Origin of the sequence: Acinetobacter calcoaceticus DSM 30006 = CIP 81.8 (genome assembly GCF_000368965.1) — a bacterium.
Lineage (GTDB): Bacteria > Pseudomonadota > Gammaproteobacteria > Pseudomonadales > Moraxellaceae > Acinetobacter > Acinetobacter calcoaceticus.
In genome coordinates, this window is record NZ_KB849778.1 from 321,944 (window position 1) to 344,895 (window position 22,952).

Genomic DNA, 22,952 nt, shown 5'->3' on the forward strand with positions numbered 1-22,952 from the left:
ATCTTTGCCTTTTTCAGCAATAGATATCGGCCTGCTCTAAATAATTTCCACTTAATTATACTTTTAGCTCTATTTTCTAGCTCTTATCTTTTTATAACCCAGAACTTCATCTGGGTTAATTATTAGAAATAATATTTAGATTTATGCAGGGCAACTAAAAATTTGCTCTGACATTAAATCGACACCACAAGGTAAAGTTTCAATCCAATCTAAAAACTGATTAATCATTTCTTTACCAATAAATGGGCTGCCATGCTGTGGAACAATCATTTCAATATCCATCTGACGGACCATGTTGACCCATAAACGGATGACCTTATTTGAACACATATAGCGTTGGTGAAAAGCTTTCATTTTCATAACATGCGTATCGAAATCTGTTAAAGGTTGATTAGCATCCTCAACAATCGACGCACCCATATCACCAGAAAATAAAATTTTAGCGACTGGATCATAGAACTGAAAATTACCCACCGAATGTAGAAAATGGGCTGGAACCACCACAAGTTTTGATTCCCCCAATTGAATCACTTGGCCACGATCTGGTAGTTCAATAAGGCGATCTTCCCAATTCCCTTTCATACGTTCACTCATGAATGCAGAATTTAGGTGCGGTAAAAATCGTGCCCATAATTTAGAAGCGACCACTTTGGCATCGGTATAGACCAACCAGCGTGGCATTGAAGTAATAATGTCTGGATCCTGATGAGAGGCCATCACATAATCCAGATTTTTCAATCGCGTATATTTATTAAGTTCCATGGTCAACGGAACATAGGTCAAATCGCCACCTGGGTCGATCACCGCAGCTCGTTCATGATCAATAATTAAAAATTGATTGGCTTGTATGCCTTCCCCTTTGACCAAACTGGTAAAACTAATACATTTATGTACGCCATTATCAAATAATATCTGCGATGTTGTTTTTTCAAACCCCATACAATTCCCCAAAAAAACTTTAAATATTAGATATTTTTATATCCATACTAAAATAAAGGGATTCGATAATTCTTGCAATGAATTGCTTTATTTTTCTCATAATATTTTAAAATAGCTTTTGCTTTTCTTATTTTATAAATGAATCATAATGTTATTTAAAATTAACTCACAATAAATTAAAATAATTCTCATTATCAGTTTTTGTCTTTTGCGCTGTCTAGGCCTCCCATGAACCAAGCACCTTATTTTTCAAGCTCCAAAACATTGTTAGCAGTTGCTATTTTTAGTTCGATGACAGCAAGTCATGCTGATGAAACAGCAGAACAAAAAAATTCGACTAGTGTGCTACCCACAATTTCTATTCAGGCGCAAAAAGAAACCACCTCCCCGTATGTCGCAACGAAAGCAACCTCTGCCTTAAAATCAGATGCACCCTTGTTTAAGACTGCTCAATCGGTTTCGGTAGTAACACGTGAACAGCTCGATCAGAAACAAGCAAGAACCTTAGCAGATGCACTTGAAGGTGTTGCAGGAGTAGAAGCTGGAAAACTAGGTCGTCGTGGTTGGGATGATTTCGTTATTCGAGGGCAGACATCTTCTGATTCAGTTTATGTAGATGGCTTAAGAGTTGGTCAAAGCTCACCAACTCCATCTGTAGCAGCTGAAATATCAGGTATGGATCAGGTACAAGTTTTAAAAGGCCCTGCATCTATTAATTTTGGTTTGGTTGCTCCAGGCGGCATGGTGAATTTAGTCACTAAACGCCCTCAAGCAGAAAGTTTTGCACGTGCTAGTATGACTTATGGCAGTTACAGCCTTAAAGAAGGCACATTCGATTTAAACTATAGTCCTAATAATAGTGAAAAAGGTGCTTTCCGTTTAAATGGTCGTATCTCGGACCAAGATGACCCGACAGATTATGTGTATTTTAAAAATTACTATATTTCCCCTTCTTACAACTTTGACTTAGGGGATAACACCGACCTTTCTGTCATCGCAAGCTATCAACATCGCGAATATATTCGTCAGCAAGGTTTACCCGTCATTGGTACTCTAAAAGATAACCCTAACGGTGCTATAGACCGAAGTTTATATATTGGCGACCCTAATTTCGGTAAATATGAAGCCGATGTTTACCGTACTGGTTATACGTTTAAACATGCTTTTGATAATGGCTGGAACTTCAATCAGAATTTTGCCGTACAAAAAACTGAAATGGATGGTACAGCTGTTTTTGCTCGAACAGGTAGTAACTTTTGGGCAGATAAAAACTACACCACCATAAGCCGTAAAAATAACAGCCGCCACCAAATTATTGATAACTTAAGTTTTGCCATCGATAACCGTTTAAATAAACAGTTTGATTTATATGGTATGCAACATGATTTCAATATAGGTGTAGATGCCTTCCAAGAAAAAAGTGATTACACCAATAACCGTTGTAATGTAGGTGATTTAAACATATATGCTCCTGTATATGGGCAAACTGTTACTTGTTCCAATCCTGTCAGTAACCACGATATTAACCGCTTAAAATACGCAGGCTTATATATTCGTGACCGTATTCAACTCAATGATCAATGGCTTTTAAGCTTGTCTGGACGCCAAGACTGGGCACAAACTCAAACTAGAAGTTTGGTTAATAGCAATACGAGTAAACAATCAGATGAAGCATTCACAGGTAGTGCTTCTCTTATGTATACCCTTAATGACATTGTGGCTCCTTATGTTAGCTATGCCACTTCATTTACTCCTAACAGTGGTACAGATGTAAATAACAATCCGTTCAAACCTGAAGAGGGGAAACAGGTTGAAGTGGGGATGAAATTACAAAGTCCTGATCAAAGAATTCAAGGCGCTATCGCTTGGTATGATTTAAAACGTCAAAATGTTGTAGTCAATGATTCAATCAATACGAGTGAGAAAGTACAACGTGGCGAACAGTTAACACGTGGTATTGAAACTGAACTCAGCGCAGAAATTTTAGAAGGCTTAAAATTAACGGCTGCATATACCTACACAATTGATGCAGAAATTAGTAAAGATGCAAACACGAGTAATGTAGGAAAAGCTCTCGACAATATTCCTGAGCATGCATATAGCTTGTCAGCACGCTATAAATTTGACCCTGCATCAAAACTTGGTTGGTATGTAGGCGGCGGGTTCCGCGGTGAAACGTATAAAACTGTCGATGGCTTAGATGTTCATGTTCCAGGCTATACAGTCTTTGACACTGAAGCTGGCTATGACACTGGGCATTGGGGCGCTCAACTTACTATCCGCAATCTATTTGATAAAGATTACTATGCAGGTGCGCTGAATGAGAATTTAGTGACACTCGGCAACCCACGCCAAATTAACTTTACAGTGAAATTTAACTACTAAAACGACCTACAAAAAAACGCACTCGAATTGAGTGCGTTTTTTATGGCAGCTTTAAATGTTTTAGAAGAAATAATGCTGCACTAAAGTAGAGACACCTACAATTAAGAAAATAGCCGCACCAATTTTATGAATGAGTGAGATAGATAAACGTTCAGCCAATTTATTACCAATAAACACAGCTGGTGCATTGGCAATCATCATACCTAAAGTTGTACCCAGCATAACCCAGAAAATACTGTCGTAACGAGCAGCTAAGGCCACTGTTGCAATCTGCGTTTTATCACCAATTTCAGCCAAGAAAAACAAGATAAAGGTTGCACCAAAAACACCAAATTTTTGCCATCTATTAATGCTATCTGTTTCATCATCTAACTTATCTGGAATAAGCATCCAGAACGCCATACCAATAAAACCACCGGCCAGTACCCAAACTAAGATTTCGGGGCTCAAGACGGTCGTAATCCACTGTCCAAGCACAGCAGAGATACCATGGTTAATTAAAGTTGCTAACAGAATCGCAATGAGAATAGGGATTGGCTTACGGAAACGTGCAGACAATAAAAGGGCGAGTAATTGAGTTTTATCGCCCATTTCAGCTAGGGCAACAATTGAGGTAGAAATCAGAAATTCTTGCATGTCGTTTCTCTGGCTAGCATAAATGCCCATGACCTACCCCTCCTGCTAGCCAAATATCTGCAGAGTGGTAAATCAAAGGTCTTGCCAACTCGGAAACGATGAGACGTTTAAGCTATGATGACCATGTTCTGTTGAACAATTATGTTGATCATCACCTATTCATTTAGAAATGAATAGCGGCTACTCCCCAATGAAGTATGTGCTTATTATATTCGAGCAGTTCTATTTTTCAAACAAAAAATTTTATCCATGCCCACACCAACAACCGACCTAAGCCTAATAGTAAGGCTAAACAAATACTTAAGTTAATAAACCCCAAATTGTTAATGCCTGCTATGTGCTGTGACTGAAATTCAAACGGCAAAATAAGCATTGCTACAAATACTTCCAACCCCATTGCAACGTAAGTCATCCATTCCCAAGGAAAGTGTAAAACACTGACCCATACCCCCATTAATAAAAATACAATCAATAGGATTGGTACCATGATTTTTAAAAAACCCGCCATTTATTATTTCTCCTTTACCTAATAACGAGAAATTTCTCCTCTCTCGACACTTCCTTCTTCGTCTTTAGATTAACCTAAAACCAATTAAATTAAATATCAAAATAAAAACCCCGCCGAAGCGAGGTTTTAATGATTCATTTCAAAATATTAGATTAATAAAGTACGAATATCTTTAAGAAGTTTCGTAAGTTTATTGGTAAAGCGAGCAGCATCTGCACCATTAATTACACGATGGTCATAAGACAATGACAGCGGCAACATTAAGCGTGGGTCAAAGTCTTTACCATTCCACACAGGCTGCATAGTTGCTGGTGATATACCTAAAATTGCAACTTGCGGCCAGTTTACGAGTGGTGTAAATGATGTACCACCAATTGAGCCTAAGCTTGTAATCGTGAAGTTCGCACCTTGTAAGTCTTTCGGTGTTAATTTCTTATCACGTGCTTTTTGACCTAACACACCCAATTCAACTGCAATTTGCTTAATTGATTTTTGGTCAGGATTACGAAGTACTGGCACAGTTAAACCATCAGGTGTTGCTACCGCAATTCCCATATGGATTTCATTGCGCAAGAGCACTGATTTACCGTCATCAGATAGATGACCTGCGAACTCACGCTCTTCTTTCAACAAATGCGCAACCGCTTTGATAATGAATGCCATAATCGTCAGGCTGACACCTTCTTTTTTGAAGTTGCCTTTCAGTTCATTACGCCAATCTTCTAACTCAGTAATGTCAGCCAAATCAAACTGGGTGACTTGCGGAATAAAGTTGTTCAATGACAATTGCGGAATTGATACTTGCTGCAAACGCGTCAGTACTTTTTCTTCCACGCCACCAAACGCAGTGAAGTCAGGAAGCTTTGGCAAACCCGAAACTGCTGGTGCAGCCGCAGCCACTGGAGCCGCTTGTGGTGCAGTTAAACGAGTCTTCACATAAGCAAAGATATCTTCTTTAATCACACGACCATGTTCACCAGAAGTTTTAACTTGTGATAAAACCACACCAAGTTCACGAGCAAGCTTACGAACAGCAGGGCCAGCATAAACTTTAGCGTTTTCGGCTTCTTGCTCTTTCGTTAACTTATCAGTACCAGAAGCAGCCACAGGTGCTGACTGAGTCGGAGCAGGAGCTGCCGCTTTAGGTGCTGAAGCTTGTGCTGCCGGAGCCGCTACTTCTGCTTGTGGCGCTGGAGCTGCCGCAGGTGCTTGGCCTTCCGCTTCAATTGTTGCAAGCAAAATACCTTGTGAAACTTGTTGACCTGCTTGCAAGTGAATCGCTTTCACAACGCCAGCAACAGTACTTGGAACTTCTACAGTTGCTTTATCTGACTCAACAACAACAAGGCTTTGGTCTACATCAACTTTATCGCCAACTTGTACCAAGATTTCAGCAACAACTGCTTTGTCTACGCCCAAATCAGGAACGTTAATATCAACTGGTCCAGATTGAGTAGCAGCCGCAGCTACAGTTTCTTGTTGAACTGGTGCAGGCGCTGCCGCTGGAGCTGCTGTAGAAGCAGGAGCTTCAACTGGCGCACTTGATGCAGACGTTGTTTTCACTTTAATGAGCACAACACCTTCTTTAACTGTATCGCCTTCTTTAACTTGAATGCTTTCTACAGTACCAGCAACACTGCTTGGTACTTCTACAGTTGCTTTGTCAGATTCAACCACAACGATGCTTTGTTCAACATCGATTTGCTCACCAACTTTTACTAAAATTTCACCAACTAGTGCTTTTTCAACACCAATATCGGGAACTTGAACTTCAACCACTTGGCTAGTGGTTGCCGCTGCTGGTTGTGCAGCAGTTGAAGCCTGTTGTACCGCTGCCGGTGCTGCTGATTGTTCAGCTGCTGGTGCAGGTTTTACAACTTCTTCTGCTTGAGCTACAGGTGCAGCACCCTCAGCTTCAAGTTCAAACAATACCGTACCTTCAGTTACGCTATCGCCTTCTTTGATTAGGATGCTTTTTACGACACCTGCTGAAGTGCTAGGCACTTCAACAGAGGCTTTATCTGACTCAAGCAAAACAAGGCTGTCATTTTCAGCAATGCTATCGCCAACTTTTACCAAAATTTCAGCAACAACTGCTTTATCTACGCCAATATCAGGGGTCTTAATTTGCATGCTTAGTTCCCCTCACCTGTTTGCGCTTCATGGTATTCAGCAACTGGTTGAACTTCTGGATGTGCTTGTGGAGCCCATGCCACTGGACGATCAGTATCTAACTCAAAGTTAGAAATTGCATCTTTAACTAAACGTGCATCTACTTCACCTTCGTCAGCTAATTTTTTCAAAGTAGCAACAACGATATGTGCAGCATCAACACCAAAGAAACTACGCAAGTTAGCACGTGTATCTGAGCGACCATAACCATCTGTACCCAACGCAACAAATGGGCGGCCATCTGGAAGATAGGCACGGATTTGTTCGCTATACGCACGCATATGGTCTGTTGCTGAAACAACGATACCTTCTGTACCACGTAATTGTTTAGACACCCAAGACTCTTTCACTTCTTCAGTAAGTGGGTGTAAACGGTTGTATTCTTCACATGCCATACCATCACGCGACAACTCATTGAAGCTTGTTACACTCCAAACGTTTGAATGGATTTGGTATTCATCACGTAAGATTTTCGCAGCTTTGATCACTTCACGAAGAATTACACCTGAACCCATCAATTGGACAGTTGCTTTTTCATCTTTTTCGAACAAGTACATACCACGTTTAATGCCTTCCTCAGCGCCTTCAGGCATTGCAGGATGCTCGTAGTTTTCGTTCATTACAGTTAGGTAATAGAACACACGTTCTTGGTTCACATACATACGTTGTAAACCATCATGTACGATTACAGCTAACTCATAACCAAAACATGGATCATAAGATACACAGTTTGGAATCGTGTTCGCCAAGATATGTGAATGACCATCTTGGTGCTGTAAACCTTCACCGTTCAATGTGGTACGACCAGCAGTAGCCCCTAACAAGAAACCTTGTGCCTGTGCATCACCAGCAGCCCATGCGATGTCGCCAATACGTTGGAAACCAAACATTGAGTAGTACATGTACATTGGAATCATTGGCAAGTTATTCGTTGAATAACTTGTTGCCAACGCAGCCCATGCGCTCATCGCACCAGCTTCGTTAATCCCTTCTTGAAGCATGTGACCGTCACTTGCTTCACGGTAATGCATTAACTGTTCTTGGTCTTCTGGGGTATATTTTTGACCGTGAGCAGCATAAATACCAAGCTGACGGAACATACCTTCTAGACCAAAAGTACGCGCTTCATCTGGAACGATTGGTACTACGCGGTCTTTAATTGCTTTTTCTTTAAGTAAAGAAGCAATTAAACGCACCATCACCATGGTAGTTGATTGTTCTTTGCCTGCTGAACCTTTTAATACTGCATCAAATACAGATAATTCAGGAATCGCTAAAATTTCACTCTCTTTACGACGTGCAGGTAAATAGCCACCTAAAGCTTCACGACGTGCCTTCATATATTTCATTTCAGGAGAGTTTTCACTTGGGCGATAGAATGGAAGCTCTTCTAATTTATCATCTGTAAATGGCAGGTTGAAACGGTCACGTACATATTTTAAAGAATCGATCTGCATTTTTTTGATTTGGTGAGTCTTATTCACCGCTTCAATTTCTTCAGACAAACCGTAACCTTTAACAGTTTTCGCAAGAATAACTGTTGGTTGACCTTTGGCTGTCATTGCTTCTGCATAGGCAGCAAAAACTTTGTACGGGTCATGACCACCACGGTTGAGATTATCGATGTCTTCATCGCTTAAATCTTTTACAAGTTCCGCAGCTTCTGGGTACTTGCCAAAGAATTTCTCACGTGTATATGCACCACCTTTCACTTGATAGCGCTGATACTCACCATCAACTGTTTCGCCCATTACCGCTTTTAAAGCGCCTGTGCTGTCTTTTGCAAGTAGCGGATCCCAATGACGACCCCATACTACTTTAATGACACGCCAGCCCGCACCACGGAATAAAGATTCTAATTCTTGAATGATTTTACCGTTACCACGTACAGGGCCATCTAGACGCTGTAAGTTACAGTTAACCACCCAAATTAGGTTATCAAGTTTTTCACGACCAGCAAGTGAAATTGCACCAGTACTTTCTGGCTCATCCATCTCGCCATCGCCAAGATATGCCCAGACTTTACGATTTTCTTCTTTGATCAAGCCACGATTCATCAAATATTTTTGAATGTGTGCTTGATAAATCGACATGATTGGACCAAGACCCATTGATACAGTTGGGAATTGCCAATAGTCCGGCATTAAATATGGATGTGGATAGCTTGGTAAACCGTTACCGCCAACTTCACGGCGGAAATTACTTAACTGTTCTTCAGTCAAACGCCCTTCAAGGAATGAACGAGCATAAATACCAGGAGCACAATGTCCTTGGTAATAAATCATATCTCCGCCAAAGTTATCGCTGTTTGCGCGGAAGAAATGGTTAAAACCTACGTCATATAATGTTGCACTTGATGCGAAGCTCGCCAAGTGTCCACCTAAATCATCGCCTGTTTTATTCGCGCGAAGTACCATTGCTAAGGCATTCCAACGAATCAATGCACGAATACGGCGTTCCATATCTTGGTCGCCTGGCATTGCAGGTTGTTCTTCAACAGAAATTGTATTTAAGTAAGGTGTATTGAGACGTTGAATGGGAACATGCTTGGCAATTGCTTGTTGGTAAAGTTTTTCCAATAAGAATGCCGCGCGCTCAGTTCCCATATGTTGTAAAACTGAATCGAATGCATCTTGCCACTCTTGGGTTTCTTGTGCATCGGAGTCACCGTAAAACGCCATAATTCACCTGTTCCTTGTCCTTTAATCTACTTTGTATTTTTACCACGTTTTACCCCTCTCTAGTTATTGCCATGGGTGAATGTGAGGGGGGCCTATTATTTTCTGAATGAATAGTCATTGACCGAGCATTAAACAAAATAACAAAAAAACGCCAATAATGGCGTTTTTTTATACAATCTTTACGTTAAAAAAGGTTTAAGTTAATTTCAGATTCATAAATTCAATAACCTTAATCTTTTTAACTATGCTTTTAAGGAAGCATCGCCAAGTAAGTTGTTGGATTCTTACGTTGACCATCTTTTACTACTTCGTAGTGCAAATGTGGACCAGTACAGCGACCAGTACAACCTACATTGGCAATATGTTCACCTGCCGAGACTTGTTCACCTACACGTACCATCAAACGCGAAGCATGCGCATAGCGTGTTAAATAGCCATTACCATGGTTAATTTCAACATATTGACCATAGCCAGTACCCCAACCAGATTTGGTTACAATACCCGGGCCTGTAGCATAGATTGGCGTACCACTTGGAGCAGCCATATCCAATCCACCATGATGTTCGGCACGGCCACCCATCGTACGGCCACCAAAGTTGGAAGAAACACGTACTGTATCAGGAAGAGGATGAGAAATTAACCAAGAGTAAGCATTTGAAGAAGAGGCATTAAAAGAGTTCTTTGCGCTCGTATTGCCATATTTTTTAGCGAGTGACTCATTGTTGAGTTCAACCGTTTTTTGGCGTAAGGTCACTGAAACTTTCGCACTCGCTGGAAGATCTAAATCATCAGGATGAGTGTATGAACCTTGAGATAATGTTTTTGATAGTTGTTCCAATCGATCTGAATCAGTAGATTGGTTAATTGTTTGATAATCTGCAAAAGCAACTGATGCTGCCGAAGCGGCAAGTGAAAACGCTAATAAAATACGACGCGTGTGCATAAAAACCTCTTGAAACTGTTCTTACTTAAGTTCCTTATGATCTCTTCCTTGATATCGATTGAAATGAACGCTTAAGATGAAGACAAGAATCTATCCGAGAATGACCCATGTCTAAACCCGATAACGTTTTTCAACAATCCGGAAAACACATAAAAACAGGAAACCTTACGTTTCTAACAACGCAAGTCGCGCAATGGCAAAGACTTACGAAAATTATCCAACCCTTATTGCCCCAACCGGAACAATGGCAGGTCGTGTGTTATCAAAATGGTTCTTTGATCATTACTGGTGAAAATCAGGCGATGATTAGTCAACTCAGTTATTTACAGAACCAATATGTATCTAAATTATCTCAACTTGAAGGGTTAAAAGACCTACAAAGAATTCAGGTTCGCTTGAGAAATAAAAACATTCCAAATCCACCCTCATCTGAGCCATCTAAACCCATTCCCCCGGAAACACAAGAAATGTTACGTAGTGCAGCCGACTTCGTGAGCGACCCTAAGCTTAGCCAAGCTTTACTACGTTTGGCAAGCAATAAAAAATGACGAGCTCTATATTTAATGAAAAGTTCAGCCATATTTGTGTGACAAAATTCACACTTTAAAATGTTACATTATAACATGACCAAATAAAGACAATGACTTATGTCACACTCACATATGGAATTGGACATTCATTCTCGTCATCAAATGTTACAATTTCATAATTACTCGGATCACTTTGAACATTGCGTAACAACTGATTATTTAAAGCATGTCCCGATTTATAGCCATCGAACTTGGCAATAATTTGATGACCAAGCAAATACAAATCACCTACTGCATCTAAAATCTTATGTCTCACAAATTCATCGGCGAAACGTAAGCCTTCTTCGTTAACAACGCCCGTGTCATCTACACCAATCGCATTATCTAAACTTGCACCTAAAGCTAAGTTATTTGCTTTGAGATAATCCAGATCTTTCATAAAACCAAAAGTACGAGCTTCACTGACTTCATATACAAAAGTTTCAGTAGAAAAGTCGATAGTCGCAGATTGATATTCTTTAGCAAATGCCGGATGGTCAAAATCAATCGTAAAATTTAATTGAAAACCATTATGCGGTCTAAAAATTGCTTTTTTATCATCTATTAATGCTTCAACTGGTTTTAATATTCTTATAAATTTTTTCGGCGCATCCAGCTCACGTAATCCACCTTGCATTAACAGGTAAATAAATGGGCCGGCACTTCCATCCATAATCGGAACTTCGGACGCAGATACCTCAACAATAAGGTTATCAATTCCCAAACCTGCAATTGCGCTCATCACATGCTCAATCGTTCCAACTTTTATATCTCCAATTACTAAATTGGAGCACATAAAAGCTTCTTGAATCAGCAAAGCATTCGCATGGATTTCCACAGGTGGATCTAAATCGATACGACGAAATACAATACCCCCATCCACGGTATGTGGAATGAAATTGATCATCACTTTTTGACCGCTATGAAGACCTATTCCACTCGCTTTTACCACACGATTGAGAGTACGTTGTTTCACCATGCTTTGTAACTTCTTTTTTAAAACCGCTATACGTTAGCATATTTAGTCATTGATCAAAAACAAAAAAAGGCAGTGATTAAACACTGCCTTTTTTTTAATTTAATAATATTTTACTTACGTTGCTGATTTTTCAAGTAATCTTGAATGCTCATCGGAGAAGAACGCGGAGAAGAACTTGCAGTACTACTCACTTCATTGTCTGCATTTTGACGCTTATTAATAGCAGGAACATCATCTTCATCAACAGATTGAGCTGATTGAGTCGATGTATGACTTACCGTATTGCGTTTTCTCGGTTCCGCATCTGCTGCATTACGAGTTAAACCAGTTGCAATCACTGTTACACGTAATTCATCACGCGCATCTGGATCAAATACAGTACCGTAGAAGATTTCACCTTCATCAAGGTCAACAATCTGGTTCACGACATCAGTAATGATTTCAGTTTCGCGTAAAGTAATATCATCACCGCCAGTAATGTTAATCAACACACCTTTAGCATTAATAATATTGACGTTATCAAGCAATGGACTACGAATAGCCTGTTCAGCCGCTTGACGTGCACGATCTTCACCACGACCTAAACCAGCACCCATCATGGCATAACCACGTGTACTCATGGCAGTTTTCAAATCGGCGAAGTCAAGGTTAATGTGACCACGGTTTACAACAAGGTCAAAGATACTACGTACAGCGTTTAACAATACATCATCAGCTTTTTTATAAGCATCTTTCATTGAAATATCGCCATATACGCTGAGTAAGCGCTGGTTAGGGATAATAATCAATGAATCAACATGTGCTTCAAGCGCTTCAATACCACGTTCAGCAGACTTTAAACGGCGACGGCCTTCAAAGTTAAATGGGGTTGTCACAACACCAACAGTCAAAATACCCATTTCTTTGGCAACTTCAGCCACGACAGGTGCCGCGCCTGTACCCGTACCACCACCCATACCAGCGGTAACGAATACCATATCCGTACCTTCAAGATGGTGACGAATAATTTCACGGCTTTCTTCTGCTGCAACTTGCCCTACTTCAGGGTTAGCACCAGCACCTAGACCACGTGTACTTTGCTCGCCTAACTGAATTTTGAAAGGTGCATTCATACAGTCCAGTGCTTGTTTGTCTGTATTGGCACAAACGAATTTAACACCTTGAATATCAGACTGCACCATATGTTGAACGGCATTACCGCCACCACCACCTACACCAAATACAGTGAAACGGGCTTGACCGTTGCCATCGTTTAGTTCATCTTCTATAAATTCAAATGAGGCCATGACCTTTAGGGTTCCTAATACATTATGGCAGTCACTTCAGCCCGTATACTGCCTTGATTTTCAAAAATAACTAATTTTAAGAATGCTGTGCAATACAAACCTTGTCAAGTACAGTGGTTTTCTCTTACAACTTCCTAACAATTCTACCAATAAATCCATACATCCTAAAAAATGGCTTTTAGCTTGCTATTAAACGCATTCCAGCCATTTACCATTCGTTCCCATACCGAACGGTCATTTGCCTCTTCAGGCTCTTCAACAGCTTCTTGCAACTCACTTTGGCTAAACATGAGCAAACCAGCTGCTGTTGCATACATCGAACGACGTAACGCGGCTTGATGCTGATCATCAGCATAAACCTGTAACGGTGGATTGCCCAAATGTGCAGATACCCCCAACATACGGCGAGCTAAACTCACCATACCTTCGATTTGACAAGCATCACCTGTCAGCACTACACCATGATATAAACCATGAATTGCGCCGCTGTTTTCGAGTTCATCGCGAATCTGGCTAAAGATCTCTTCATAACGGGCAATAATAATTTCTGACAACTCAATTCGACTAATGGTTTGAGGGCCATCAATTCCTTCTACCTGAATCATGTGATCTGGCTTAACAGCACTTAAATCAACACAACCATACAGAATTTTAATGCGTTCAGCTTCTTCTGTCGTGGTTTGCAATACAGCAGCAATATCACGTGTAACGTGTTCACCACCGCGCTGCAATGTACGTGCCAGAGCCAAACGTCCATCTAGATAAACTGCAAGATTGGTAATGCCTGCGCCAACATCGACCAGACAAACACCATATTCTTTTTCATCTTTAAGCAAACTTGCCTCAGCGGTTGCCAAGCAAGATACCACCATTTTTTCAACCCCGATATTTGCACCTTTCATGGCGCGATCAAGGTTTTGCATAGTCGCTATAGGCATCATCATTAACTGATAATGTCCTGTCATACTATGGGCAGTCATGTTAATTGGATTCTGCACCCATTCAGCAGAATCACCCAATTCAAAGCCTAACGGCACTGCACTTGCTAAATAGTAATCAGAAGTCACATGACTTGCTTTTGCCAATTCTAACGCGCGCACGACTTCATTTGTTGTAATAACATGTGCTGGATTAGCAACTGGTGTGCGGCCAGAGGCATAAAAACTTTGCAACTCGGTACTCGGAATCGATACCCATGCGCTATGAATGCGACATTCGGCCATATTTTCCGCTTCAGCAACAGCATTTTTAATCGCAGCGATGACTTTATCGAGGCTGACGATTTTTCCTTTATTCATGCCTCGATTGCGAGCAGTTGCCATACCGATAACTTGAATGTTATCCGGCGCATGAATTTTTCCAATCAAAACTGAAACTTTATGCGTCCCAATGTCAATCGCAACAACTGAGGGAACAGCTTCATTCATCACTCATACCATTTCTTTGTTGTTTAATACCAGGCAAATTGCCTATTTTAAAGCCACGTATTATGGCTTTGCTTTTGTTCCACCTGCAATGCTTGTGTCATCAATCGTTACAACAAACTGACCATTCACAATTTTAGGTGGTGTTGCGTTCTTCCATTGAATAGATAATCCATTACGATATCGCAAATCAATGGCTGAGATTTTCGACCACACCGGTTTTAAGTCAGATTGTGCCAGATGACTTAAACGTTGCAACTTATTCATTGTTTGATCTTGGTCAACGATAATTCGTAAACCTGTGTCAAACTGCATAAACCAAGTCATTCGCTCCGTCAGATATAACTCTTTTAGGCGCAAATTGGCGGGATGGAATAATTGATTGATTTCATTATAGCGTCGCATCATCATTTTCGACTGGCTTACCGGACCATGTAGTAACGGAAGCTCAGGGTGAATTGTCGGCTCTGCCTCACTAAATACATCGCCTCCATCGCTTAACAAGCGACCTGTTCCCCAACGGGCGATGGCATGTCGAGGCATGACACGAACACGAATACCATTGGGCCAGGCACGAGATACAACAACTCGGTCTACCCATGAAATTTCTAATGTTTTATCACGAATCTGTTCTAAATCAGATGTGAAATAATTCGCTTTTATAATTGGAGCAACATTCTGCATCACTTGTTGTGTTTCAACTGAAGACGTCGACCCTACAACCTCTAGCTTTGCAACTTTTGCATCTGTAATAACTTTATATAGCCCATAAATTCCGACTGCCAGCACTACAAAAGCAATAACCAACAGCACCCATCCACCAGCATTCGCAAGCTTCTGCTTACGTGTAGGCGGTTTATCATGAATAGAGGTGATAGCCGCACGTTTACGGCGCATGGAAGCCGGAAGTTGTGCCATATTTAAGCCGTACCTTCCAATGTTTGCTCAAGAATGGCAACACACAATTCATCAAAACTATAGCCAACAGCTTGAGCAGCTTTTGGAACTAAAGAATGGCTGGTCATACCTGGCACAGTGTTTACTTCTAAAAGCCAGAAATTACCCTGCTCATCCTGCATCGCATCAATACGGCCCCAGCCTTCGGCACCAACTGCTTGAAAAGCACGCAAGCACAATGCTTGTAGGTTTTTCTCTTCTGTCTCACTTAGACCACAAGGAATACCGTACTCAACATCATTACGTTCATATTTTGCTTCATAGTCATAAAAAGCAACGTCTGCTGGTGGTTGTAAACGAATAACCGGCAAAGGCTGTCCATTTAAGAACGAGATTGTGAATTCACGACCTGTGATCCATTTTTCTGCCATCACAACAGCATCGTGCTGAGTCGCTTTTTCAATTGCAGCAGCAAAGTCTTCTGCTTTCTCAACCTTACTCATGCCCACACTTGAGCCTTCATGTACAGGTTTGATAATGACAGGCAAGCCTAGCTCAGCAATAACCGCATCTAAATCTGTCTCTTTAGTAATAATGCGATATGGCGCTGTAGGTAAATCGCTACCTTGCCAGATTTGCTTGGTTTTGACTTTATCCATGCCAATAGCAGAACCTTGTACACCTGTTCCTGTGTAAGGCAGATTTAACCATTCAAGTACACCTTGAATCTGGCCATCTTCACCGCCACGACCATGCAATACAATAAATGCACGATCATAATTTACAAGTTCAGTCACACTGCGATCTTGCGGATCAAATGCTTCAGCCTGAACACCCGAACGTAACAAAGCATCCAGAACTGCCTGACCACTATCTAAAGACACAGCACGCTCAGCCGATTTCCCACCAAATAGCACGGCAACTTTGCCGAATTTTGTAGCATTTGACACGTTTAAATCCTTAACCCGATAATTCAATATTTTTGTTTATTTCACATACAAATGGTGTTGTGCAAGTTCTACAGAAATTGCTCCAACGTTACCCGCACCCTGCGTTAATAACAAGTCATTTGGTTGTAACACATTTTGCATGATGTTTTGCAAATTACCTTCAACCGGATCGACCAAAATCGGTTCCACCTGTCCACGTAAACGAATACTACGCGCCAAAGTACGGCTGTCTGCACCTACAATAGGCTTCTCACCGGCAGGATAAACTTCCAGTAATAATAATTGATCGACTTGAGAAAGCACTTCAATAAAGTCATCAAAACAATCGCGGGTACGAGAGTAACGGTGTGGCTGGAATAACATAACCAAACGACGATCCGGATGGCTCTGGCGAGCAGCTTTAATAGTCGCTTCTACTTCTTTCGGATGGTGTCCATAGTCATCAACTAGCTTAACGTTACCATCGGCAAGTTCGAATTCACCTTGTACTTGGAAGCGACGACCAACACCACTAAATCCGTCTAAAGCACGACTAATCGCTCCATCAGAAACGCCTTCGTCAGTCGCAACGCCAATAGCAGCCAAAGCATTCAAAATATTATGCATACCCGGTTGGTTGATGGTTAAACGTAGCGGCTCACGACCTTTACGTAACACCGTGAAGTGTGAACGCATGCCATCTTGTTCAACATCAATTGCGCGAATGTCGTTATCTTCATTAAAACCATAAGTAATAACTGGACGGCCTACACGCGGCATGATTTCACGAATGTTGGCGTCATCACCACAAACTACAGCCAAACCATAAAATGGTAAGTTATGAAGAAATTGTACGAACGTATCTTTTAATTTATCAAAGCTACCTTCATAGGTATCCATATGGTCAGCATCAATGTTCGTTACAATCGCTGCCATTGGTTGCAAATAAAGGAAAGATGCATCCGACTCATCGGCTTCAGCTACGATAAAACGACTTTCGCCTAGTGCAGCATTTACACCTGTACTGTTAAGTAAACCACCAATGACATAGGTTGGATCAAGGTTTTCTTCAGCCAACATGGTGGTTAAAAGACTAGTCGTTGTAGTTTTACCATGTGTTCCTGCCACAGCAATACCATGACGGTAACGCATAAGCTCACCTAGCATCTCTGCGCGGCGTACAATTGGGGTACGCTGTTCAATCGCTGCTTTAATTTCTGGATTTTCTGGATCAATCGCTGTAGAAACTACAAGCACATTGGCATTTTTAATATTTTCCGCTTGATGGCCGATGTAAACCTTGATGCCATTTTTCTCTAATTGTTCTGTAGTTTTAGATGCTTTAATGTCTGAACCAGAAATTTTATAACCTTGGTTTCCCAATACCTCTGCAATGCCACACATCCCAGCACCGCCGATCCCCACAAAATGAATGTGTTTGATACGGCGCATTTCAGGCACTTTAATCAGTTTTTTTGCTTGGTTCGCAGCTGTTGATGGAGACATAGTAAATCCGATTACATTTTTTGGATAAGATCAACCACATGCTGAGTCGCATTTGGTTGGGCATGTTGACGCGCTTTCACTGCCATTTCTGTAAGTAATTGGCGGTTCATCAGCGAAGTGAACAATTCATTTAAAACATCTGGTGTCATAGTCGATTGCTGGCAAATTTTTGCAGCACCGATATCAGCCAGAAATTTGGCATTTGCAGTTTGGTGATCATCAACTGCTATCGGAAGTGGTACAAAAACCGCAGCAACGCCTGCTGTTGCAACTTCCGTCACCGTTAATGCTCCAGCTCGGCAAATAATTAAATCAGCTTCACTATAAGCCTTTGCCATATCTTCAATAAACGGCAAAACCTGCACCTTTAAGTTGGCTGGTGCATCTGCATAAAGTGCTTGAGTTGCTTCAACTTGCTGTTGACCACTTTGATGAAAAATATTGAGTGGAACTTGTATTTTTTTGAGCGCTGGCGGTAAATGTTCATTAAGCGCTTTTGCACCTAAAGAACCGCCGACAATTAAAATATTTAAAGGCTGTTCCGCTTGCTCACGCGCATCATAACGCCACTTAGAGCTTAAAATATCGGTGATTTCACGACGTACCGGATTTCCGGTTGTAACAACTTTTTCGCTAACAGGAAAAGTATTTGGAAATGCTTCACACACGACTTTAGCAACACGCGCTAACTGTGCATTGGTAAAACCAGCAACCGCATTTTGCTCGTGAATAAGTACTGGAATACCTAACAATCGTGCTGCTAAACCACCAGGCCCCGCAACATAACCACCAAATCCAGCCACAGCATCAACTTTAAGCTGTTTCATATAGCGCATTGCGCTTAAAGTCGCTTTTAAAATTTTAAAAGGCGCAGCAAGTTTACGGATCACACCGTTCCCACGAACACCTTGAATATCAATTTGATAAATTGGAATATTTTGATCTTTTAATAAACGATTTTCCATACCTGTTGGCGTGGCTAACCATGAAACCTGACAACCTTGTTGTTGAAGTTGTTTGGCTACGGCGAGGGCTGGAAAAACATGTCCACCTGTACCGGCAGCCATCATCATGACATGTTTGGGTTTGCTTTGCTGTGAATCGGTCACGGTCTAATTCTTCAACTCAAAAAACAATGGAAATTGTCATCTATTTTTGTAGCCGTTTATTTTAATCCTAAAGCTTCATTAACGAAAAGCTAATTTCACTCGTTTATAACAGAAAGATGTGCTTTTTTGAAAATATGCCTACAAAGCACTAGCGTATTTCATATTGTGATTTTATTAATTCATATATTTTCAGGTGATTTCCCATAAATACCGCTGAAAATCACCTGAAATAAATAATTAAGCCGTACGACCAGCTTCTAATACATCAAACAGATTATCGGCAATTGATGTACCAAATTGAGCATCAATTTCACGAATACATGTTGGGCTTGTGACATTAATTTCAGTGACATAATTACCAATCACATCTAAACCAACAAAAACCAAACCTTTTTCGCGCAAGAAAGGACCAATTTTAGCTGCAATCAGTTTATCGTTTTCAGTCAGCGGACGCGCTTGACCTAAGCCACCTGCCGCCAAATTACCACGCACTTCACCGTTTTGGGGAATACGAGCTAGACAGTAAGGAATAGGCTCGCCATTCACCATCAAAATACGCTTATCCCCTTCTACGATTTCAGGAATATAACGCTGAGCCATAATTGGACGAGTACCTAACTCTGTCAGCATTTCCAACGTTGAACCAATATTTACACCATCTTGATATAAGCGGAAAATCCCCGTACCGCCCATACCATCAAGTGGTTTCACAATAACATCGCCATGTTCTTTAAGAAATTCACGAATTAAACTTTGTTGCGATGTTACAAGTGTAGGTACTTGCAGCTCGGGGAATTGCGTTGCAAATAGCTTTTCATTGCAATCACGCAATGACTGAGGTTTATTGATAATCCATGAACCTTCGCGTTCAGCTTGCTCAAGTACGTAAGTCGTATAGACAAAATTCATATCAAACGGCGGATCTTTACGCATCAACACCACATCGTAAGCCGCGATAGATTCTTTTTTCTTTTCACCTAACTCGTAATAATGGTTGTAATCTTCAAATACTTTTAATGGCGAGATTAGACCGTAAGCCTTACCTTGATCGATATATAAATCTTGTTGTAATGCATAATCCAATTCATGTCCACGACGGCTCGCCGCCCACAACATTGCCATGGTTGAATCCTTTTTAAGATTTACGGTTTCAATCGGATCCATGACGACAAGTACACGCATGCTCAAGCTCTTCATAAAATTTAAATTAGCATGAGTATAGCTGAGATTTTTCACTCGTTTTTCTTAATTTCAGTAAATCGCTATCTGTTATTCCATTCACTAGAACTCAAGTAAATTCAGTTAAACTATGATCATAAAATATTATTTTTAAAGGCTAAAGATGAAACTTTATCGCTATTTAACTGGCCCTGATGACTCTGCTTTTTGTGCACGAGTAACTAAAGCACTGAATCACGGCTGGGAATTATATGAAGCACCCAGCATGACCTTTAATGGCACGCATGTGATTGTTGGACAAGCAATTTGCAAAACGATTGACGAAAATTATGATCCAGAAATGGATATTTTAGATGTTCTCAAAAATAATGCTTAACTCAAATATTTCCTTTCATCTCTAAAAACATCTTCTTAATCTAAATTAATAACTCAAGCTAACCAATACTCCCCCTTGTTAGCTTGAGCAATCGCTACATCCTTTCAAAAATAAAGACTTAAAAAAGCAATCTCATAAATTTTAAAGACAATAGTTCTTTTATTCTAAACAATTAAATGATTATAATTATCATTTATAATTTTATTTTTGTTAACTGATTTTATTTTATGTTAAGAATTTCTACATCATCTCCCCAAATTAAGCGTCTTTTCCCGCTCAGCTTACTCAGTTTAATGATCTTGAATATTCAAGGTGTATACGCTGAAGACTCTAGTAACTCATCCTCGAAAGTAGCAGCGACCATGCCCACCATAAAAATTGAGGCGATGAGTGAACTCGACCCAATTAAAAGCTATATCGACTATGACAAAGCCAATGTCACACGCAATGGTTTAGACAAAAAAGATATCCCTCAAACCGTTGATACCATTGATGTTCAGAAATATAAAATTTATGGATCAAATGATCTAAGCGTTATGCTGCAAGGTACCCCTGGCGTATCCACCAATTACGACATGCGCGGTGACGGCATCACGATTCGTGGTTTTGGCGCTGATACAGGCGATATTTACCGCGATGGTATACGTGAAAGTGGTCAAGTACGCCGTAGTACTGCCAATATTGAGCGTATTGAAATTTTAAAAGGCCCCGCCTCTGTTTTATATGGCCGTAGTGCTGGTGGCGGGGTTGTGAATATGGTGAGTAAATTCGCCAATTTCGACTCTAAAAGTTCAGTTGGCGCTTATGCAGGTTCATACGATAACTATGGAACCACTGCTGACATCAACCAAGTCATTAATGACAATTTAGCAGTACGCCTTACGGGAGAATATGGCGAGACAGATAGCTTCCGCTCTGGTATTGAAAATAAAATTGAGATGTTTTCACCAAGTTTTACTTATAAAAATGATGATGGAACGCTTACTTGGACTACACAATATACGTATGACAAATTAGGTCGTGTGCCTGATCGTGGTCCAGCATATGAAAACTTACCTGCGGGAACTTCAATTAAAATGGAATTTGCCCAAGACGGCGATTATGTTGATGATATTTTGCAGGTGGTTCGTACCGATGTGAATTATGAATATGCGCCTGATTGGAACTTTCACTGGGCAGCGAGTTACCGACAAGCAGAACAGAACTTTGACCACTTTTATTTTGGAACTTATTGTGGGTTAGATGGAAAAAATTTGAAAGGTGAAGCATGTACGACTAAAAAAGGCTACATCAACCAAATTTACTACTGGCAGCAAACCAACAATAAAACAACGACGAATACATTTGATATTAAGGGCAAGTTCAAAACAGGCTCGCTTGAACATCAAATTATGGTCGGTACAGACTGGACCTATGAACAACGAGAACCACGTCTAGCCAATAAGACTCAAAATGGTTCAGCCATTTATGGTTACGTCAATCCATTCACAGGTGAACGAGAATCAAGTCGTGGCAATGGTCCTCTCTTAATTAGTCAGCATAACTACAATGAAGGCACAACTTATGGTGTATTCATTCAGGATTTAATTGGTCTGAATGACCAGCTTAAACTTATGATGGGCCTACGCTACGATTACTTCGATTTTTCAACCACTAACAAACTCACTAATGCACGTCGCAATGTAAAAGACAGTACTGTTAGCCCGAATGTTGGCTTGGTATGGCAACCGCTTCCTGAACATAGTTTTTATACGTCTTACTCTAAGAGCTTTGCACCATTTGGTGGACAAATGGGTGTTAACCAAGTTACTGGAAGCACTGATGTCACAAAAATGGATAAAGAGCCTCAATATAACGAGCAATACGAAGTTGGGGTAAAAAGCGAATGGTTAGATAGTCGTTTAAATACTCAATTTTCGGTCTTTGATATTCGTAAAAATAATATCCGCTATAAACCGAATCCTGACAGTGAACCAGAGGTGTGGGCAACTGCTGGTCAGCATCAATCTCGTGGTCTCGAGTTTAGCTTTATTGGTCGCGTACTTGATAATGTCTTTGTTCGCGGTGGTTATGGTTACACCGATGCCAAAGTAAAAGAAGATAAACAAAAGCCTGAACAAGAAGGCAACTCTTTAGCCAACACATCTAAAAATACGGGTAATTTATTTGTTCGTTATTTACCAACTGAACAGTGGTATACCGAGGTGGGCGTAACCTATGTCGGGTCTTATTATCCAAATATTAATAATGCAGTAAAAATGGAAGGCTTTAATCGCGTCGATGCAGCAATTGGCTATAGTGCAGACCCTTGGAATGTCACACTTGCAGTGAATAATCTAACCAATAAAGAATACTGGCGTTCAGACAGCATGCCAGGCACACCACGTAATGTGTTATTGCGTTTGAATTATCAGTTTTAAATAAAATATTAAAC

At 40.6% G+C, this 22,952-nt stretch carries 18 protein-coding genes and 1 riboswitch; of the genes, 4 read left to right on the forward strand and 14 right to left on the reverse strand.

Features of this window, described 5'->3' with window-relative positions:
* Nucleotides 1-141 precede the first annotated feature (141 nt).
* Nucleotides 142-939, reverse strand: coding sequence for an oxygen-binding di-iron domain-containing protein (locus F936_RS01635; RefSeq protein WP_005044257.1), 798 nt, complete (start codon nucleotides 937-939; stop codon nucleotides 142-144).
* 228 nt (nucleotides 940-1,167) lie between these two features.
* On the opposite strand from F936_RS01635, the gene F936_RS01640 reads away from it, so the two are divergent.
* Nucleotides 1,168-3,324 carry a TonB-dependent siderophore receptor gene (locus tag F936_RS01640; protein WP_005044259.1) on the forward strand — a complete coding sequence of 719 codons (2,157 nt, stop codon included), beginning with the start codon at nucleotides 1,168-1,170 and terminating at the stop codon, nucleotides 3,322-3,324.
* Nucleotides 3,325-3,384: 60 nt separating this feature from the next.
* Here the strand turns inward: F936_RS01640 and F936_RS01645 are convergent, their stop codons facing one another.
* The 5 genes from F936_RS01645 to F936_RS01665 all read right to left on the reverse strand — a co-directional run bounded on the left by F936_RS01645 (nucleotide 3,385) and on the right by F936_RS01665 (nucleotide 10,264).
* Entirely contained in the window at nucleotides 3,385-3,960 is a 576-nt protein-coding gene (locus tag F936_RS01645; protein ID WP_003654075.1) for a TMEM165/GDT1 family protein, read from the reverse strand.
* 15 nt (nucleotides 3,961-3,975) lie between these two features.
* Nucleotides 3,976-4,161, reverse strand: a riboswitch (yybP-ykoY riboswitch).
* Nucleotides 4,162-4,189: 28 nt separating this feature from the next.
* A complete protein-coding gene (locus tag F936_RS01650; RefSeq protein ID WP_003654079.1) occupies nucleotides 4,190-4,468 on the reverse strand; it encodes a hypothetical protein in 279 nt (92 codons plus the stop codon).
* Between the two features lie 147 nt (nucleotides 4,469-4,615).
* Nucleotides 4,616-6,601 (reverse strand): 2-oxo acid dehydrogenase subunit E2, encoded by a 1,986-nt coding sequence (locus tag F936_RS01655; RefSeq protein WP_005044262.1) that lies wholly within the window; start codon nucleotides 6,599-6,601, stop codon nucleotides 4,616-4,618.
* A gap of 2 nt (nucleotides 6,602-6,603) precedes the next feature.
* Complete coding sequence (gene aceE, locus F936_RS01660) at nucleotides 6,604-9,321, reverse strand: pyruvate dehydrogenase (acetyl-transferring), homodimeric type (RefSeq protein ID WP_003654082.1); 2,718 nt, start codon at nucleotides 9,319-9,321, stop codon at nucleotides 6,604-6,606.
* A gap of 250 nt (nucleotides 9,322-9,571) precedes the next feature.
* Nucleotides 9,572-10,264 (reverse strand): M23 family metallopeptidase, encoded by a 693-nt coding sequence (locus F936_RS01665; protein WP_003654085.1) that lies wholly within the window; start codon nucleotides 10,262-10,264, stop codon nucleotides 9,572-9,574.
* Between the two features lie 107 nt (nucleotides 10,265-10,371).
* Here F936_RS01665 and F936_RS01670 point away from each other — a divergent pair, with 107 nt between their 5' ends.
* Nucleotides 10,372-10,812: a DciA family protein gene (locus tag F936_RS01670; protein WP_003654086.1), complete on the forward strand. Its 441-nt coding sequence runs from the start codon at nucleotides 10,372-10,374 to the stop codon at nucleotides 10,810-10,812.
* Between the two features lie 97 nt (nucleotides 10,813-10,909).
* Here the strand turns inward: F936_RS01670 and lpxC are convergent, their stop codons facing one another.
* The 8 genes from lpxC to gshB all read right to left on the reverse strand — a co-directional run bounded on the left by lpxC (nucleotide 10,910) and on the right by gshB (nucleotide 20,145).
* Nucleotides 10,910-11,812, reverse strand: a complete 903-nt coding sequence (lpxC, locus tag F936_RS01675; RefSeq protein ID WP_003654088.1) for a UDP-3-O-acyl-N-acetylglucosamine deacetylase — start codon at nucleotides 11,810-11,812, stop codon at nucleotides 10,910-10,912.
* Nucleotides 11,813-11,922: 110 nt separating this feature from the next.
* A complete protein-coding gene (gene ftsZ / locus F936_RS01680; RefSeq protein ID WP_005044266.1) occupies nucleotides 11,923-13,098 on the reverse strand; it encodes a cell division protein FtsZ in 1,176 nt (391 codons plus the stop codon).
* Between the two features lie 164 nt (nucleotides 13,099-13,262).
* Nucleotides 13,263-14,525 carry a cell division protein FtsA gene (ftsA, locus tag F936_RS01685; protein WP_003654091.1) on the reverse strand — a complete coding sequence of 421 codons (1,263 nt, stop codon included), beginning with the start codon at nucleotides 14,523-14,525 and terminating at the stop codon, nucleotides 13,263-13,265.
* Between the two features lie 60 nt (nucleotides 14,526-14,585).
* Nucleotides 14,586-15,440 (reverse strand): cell division protein FtsQ/DivIB, encoded by an 855-nt coding sequence (locus F936_RS01690; RefSeq protein ID WP_005044269.1) that lies wholly within the window; start codon nucleotides 15,438-15,440, stop codon nucleotides 14,586-14,588.
* A 2-nt stretch (nucleotides 15,441-15,442) separates the two neighbouring features.
* The gene (locus F936_RS01695) at nucleotides 15,443-16,369 is read right to left on the reverse strand and encodes a D-alanine--D-alanine ligase (protein WP_003654094.1); all 927 of its coding nucleotides are present in this window, start codon (nucleotides 16,367-16,369) and stop codon (nucleotides 15,443-15,445) included.
* A gap of 36 nt (nucleotides 16,370-16,405) precedes the next feature.
* On the reverse strand, nucleotides 16,406-17,854 hold the full coding sequence (gene murC, locus F936_RS01700) for a UDP-N-acetylmuramate--L-alanine ligase (protein WP_005044271.1): 1,449 nt from the start codon (nucleotides 17,852-17,854) through the stop codon (nucleotides 16,406-16,408).
* 11 nt (nucleotides 17,855-17,865) lie between these two features.
* Nucleotides 17,866-18,963, reverse strand: coding sequence for an undecaprenyldiphospho-muramoylpentapeptide beta-N-acetylglucosaminyltransferase (murG, locus tag F936_RS01705; RefSeq protein WP_016801902.1), 1,098 nt, complete (start codon nucleotides 18,961-18,963; stop codon nucleotides 17,866-17,868).
* A 237-nt stretch (nucleotides 18,964-19,200) separates the two neighbouring features.
* A complete protein-coding gene (gene gshB / locus F936_RS01710; RefSeq protein ID WP_005044276.1) occupies nucleotides 19,201-20,145 on the reverse strand; it encodes a glutathione synthase in 945 nt (314 codons plus the stop codon).
* Between the two features lie 160 nt (nucleotides 20,146-20,305).
* Here gshB and F936_RS01715 point away from each other — a divergent pair, with 160 nt between their 5' ends.
* Both F936_RS01715 and F936_RS01720 read left to right on the forward strand, forming a co-directional pair.
* Nucleotides 20,306-20,518 carry a DUF1737 domain-containing protein gene (locus F936_RS01715; RefSeq protein ID WP_004639994.1) on the forward strand — a complete coding sequence of 71 codons (213 nt, stop codon included), beginning with the start codon at nucleotides 20,306-20,308 and terminating at the stop codon, nucleotides 20,516-20,518.
* A gap of 227 nt (nucleotides 20,519-20,745) precedes the next feature.
* Nucleotides 20,746-22,938 (forward strand): TonB-dependent receptor, encoded by a 2,193-nt coding sequence (locus tag F936_RS01720; RefSeq protein WP_005044278.1) that lies wholly within the window; start codon nucleotides 20,746-20,748, stop codon nucleotides 22,936-22,938.
* The last annotated feature ends 14 nt before the right edge of the window (nucleotides 22,939-22,952 follow it).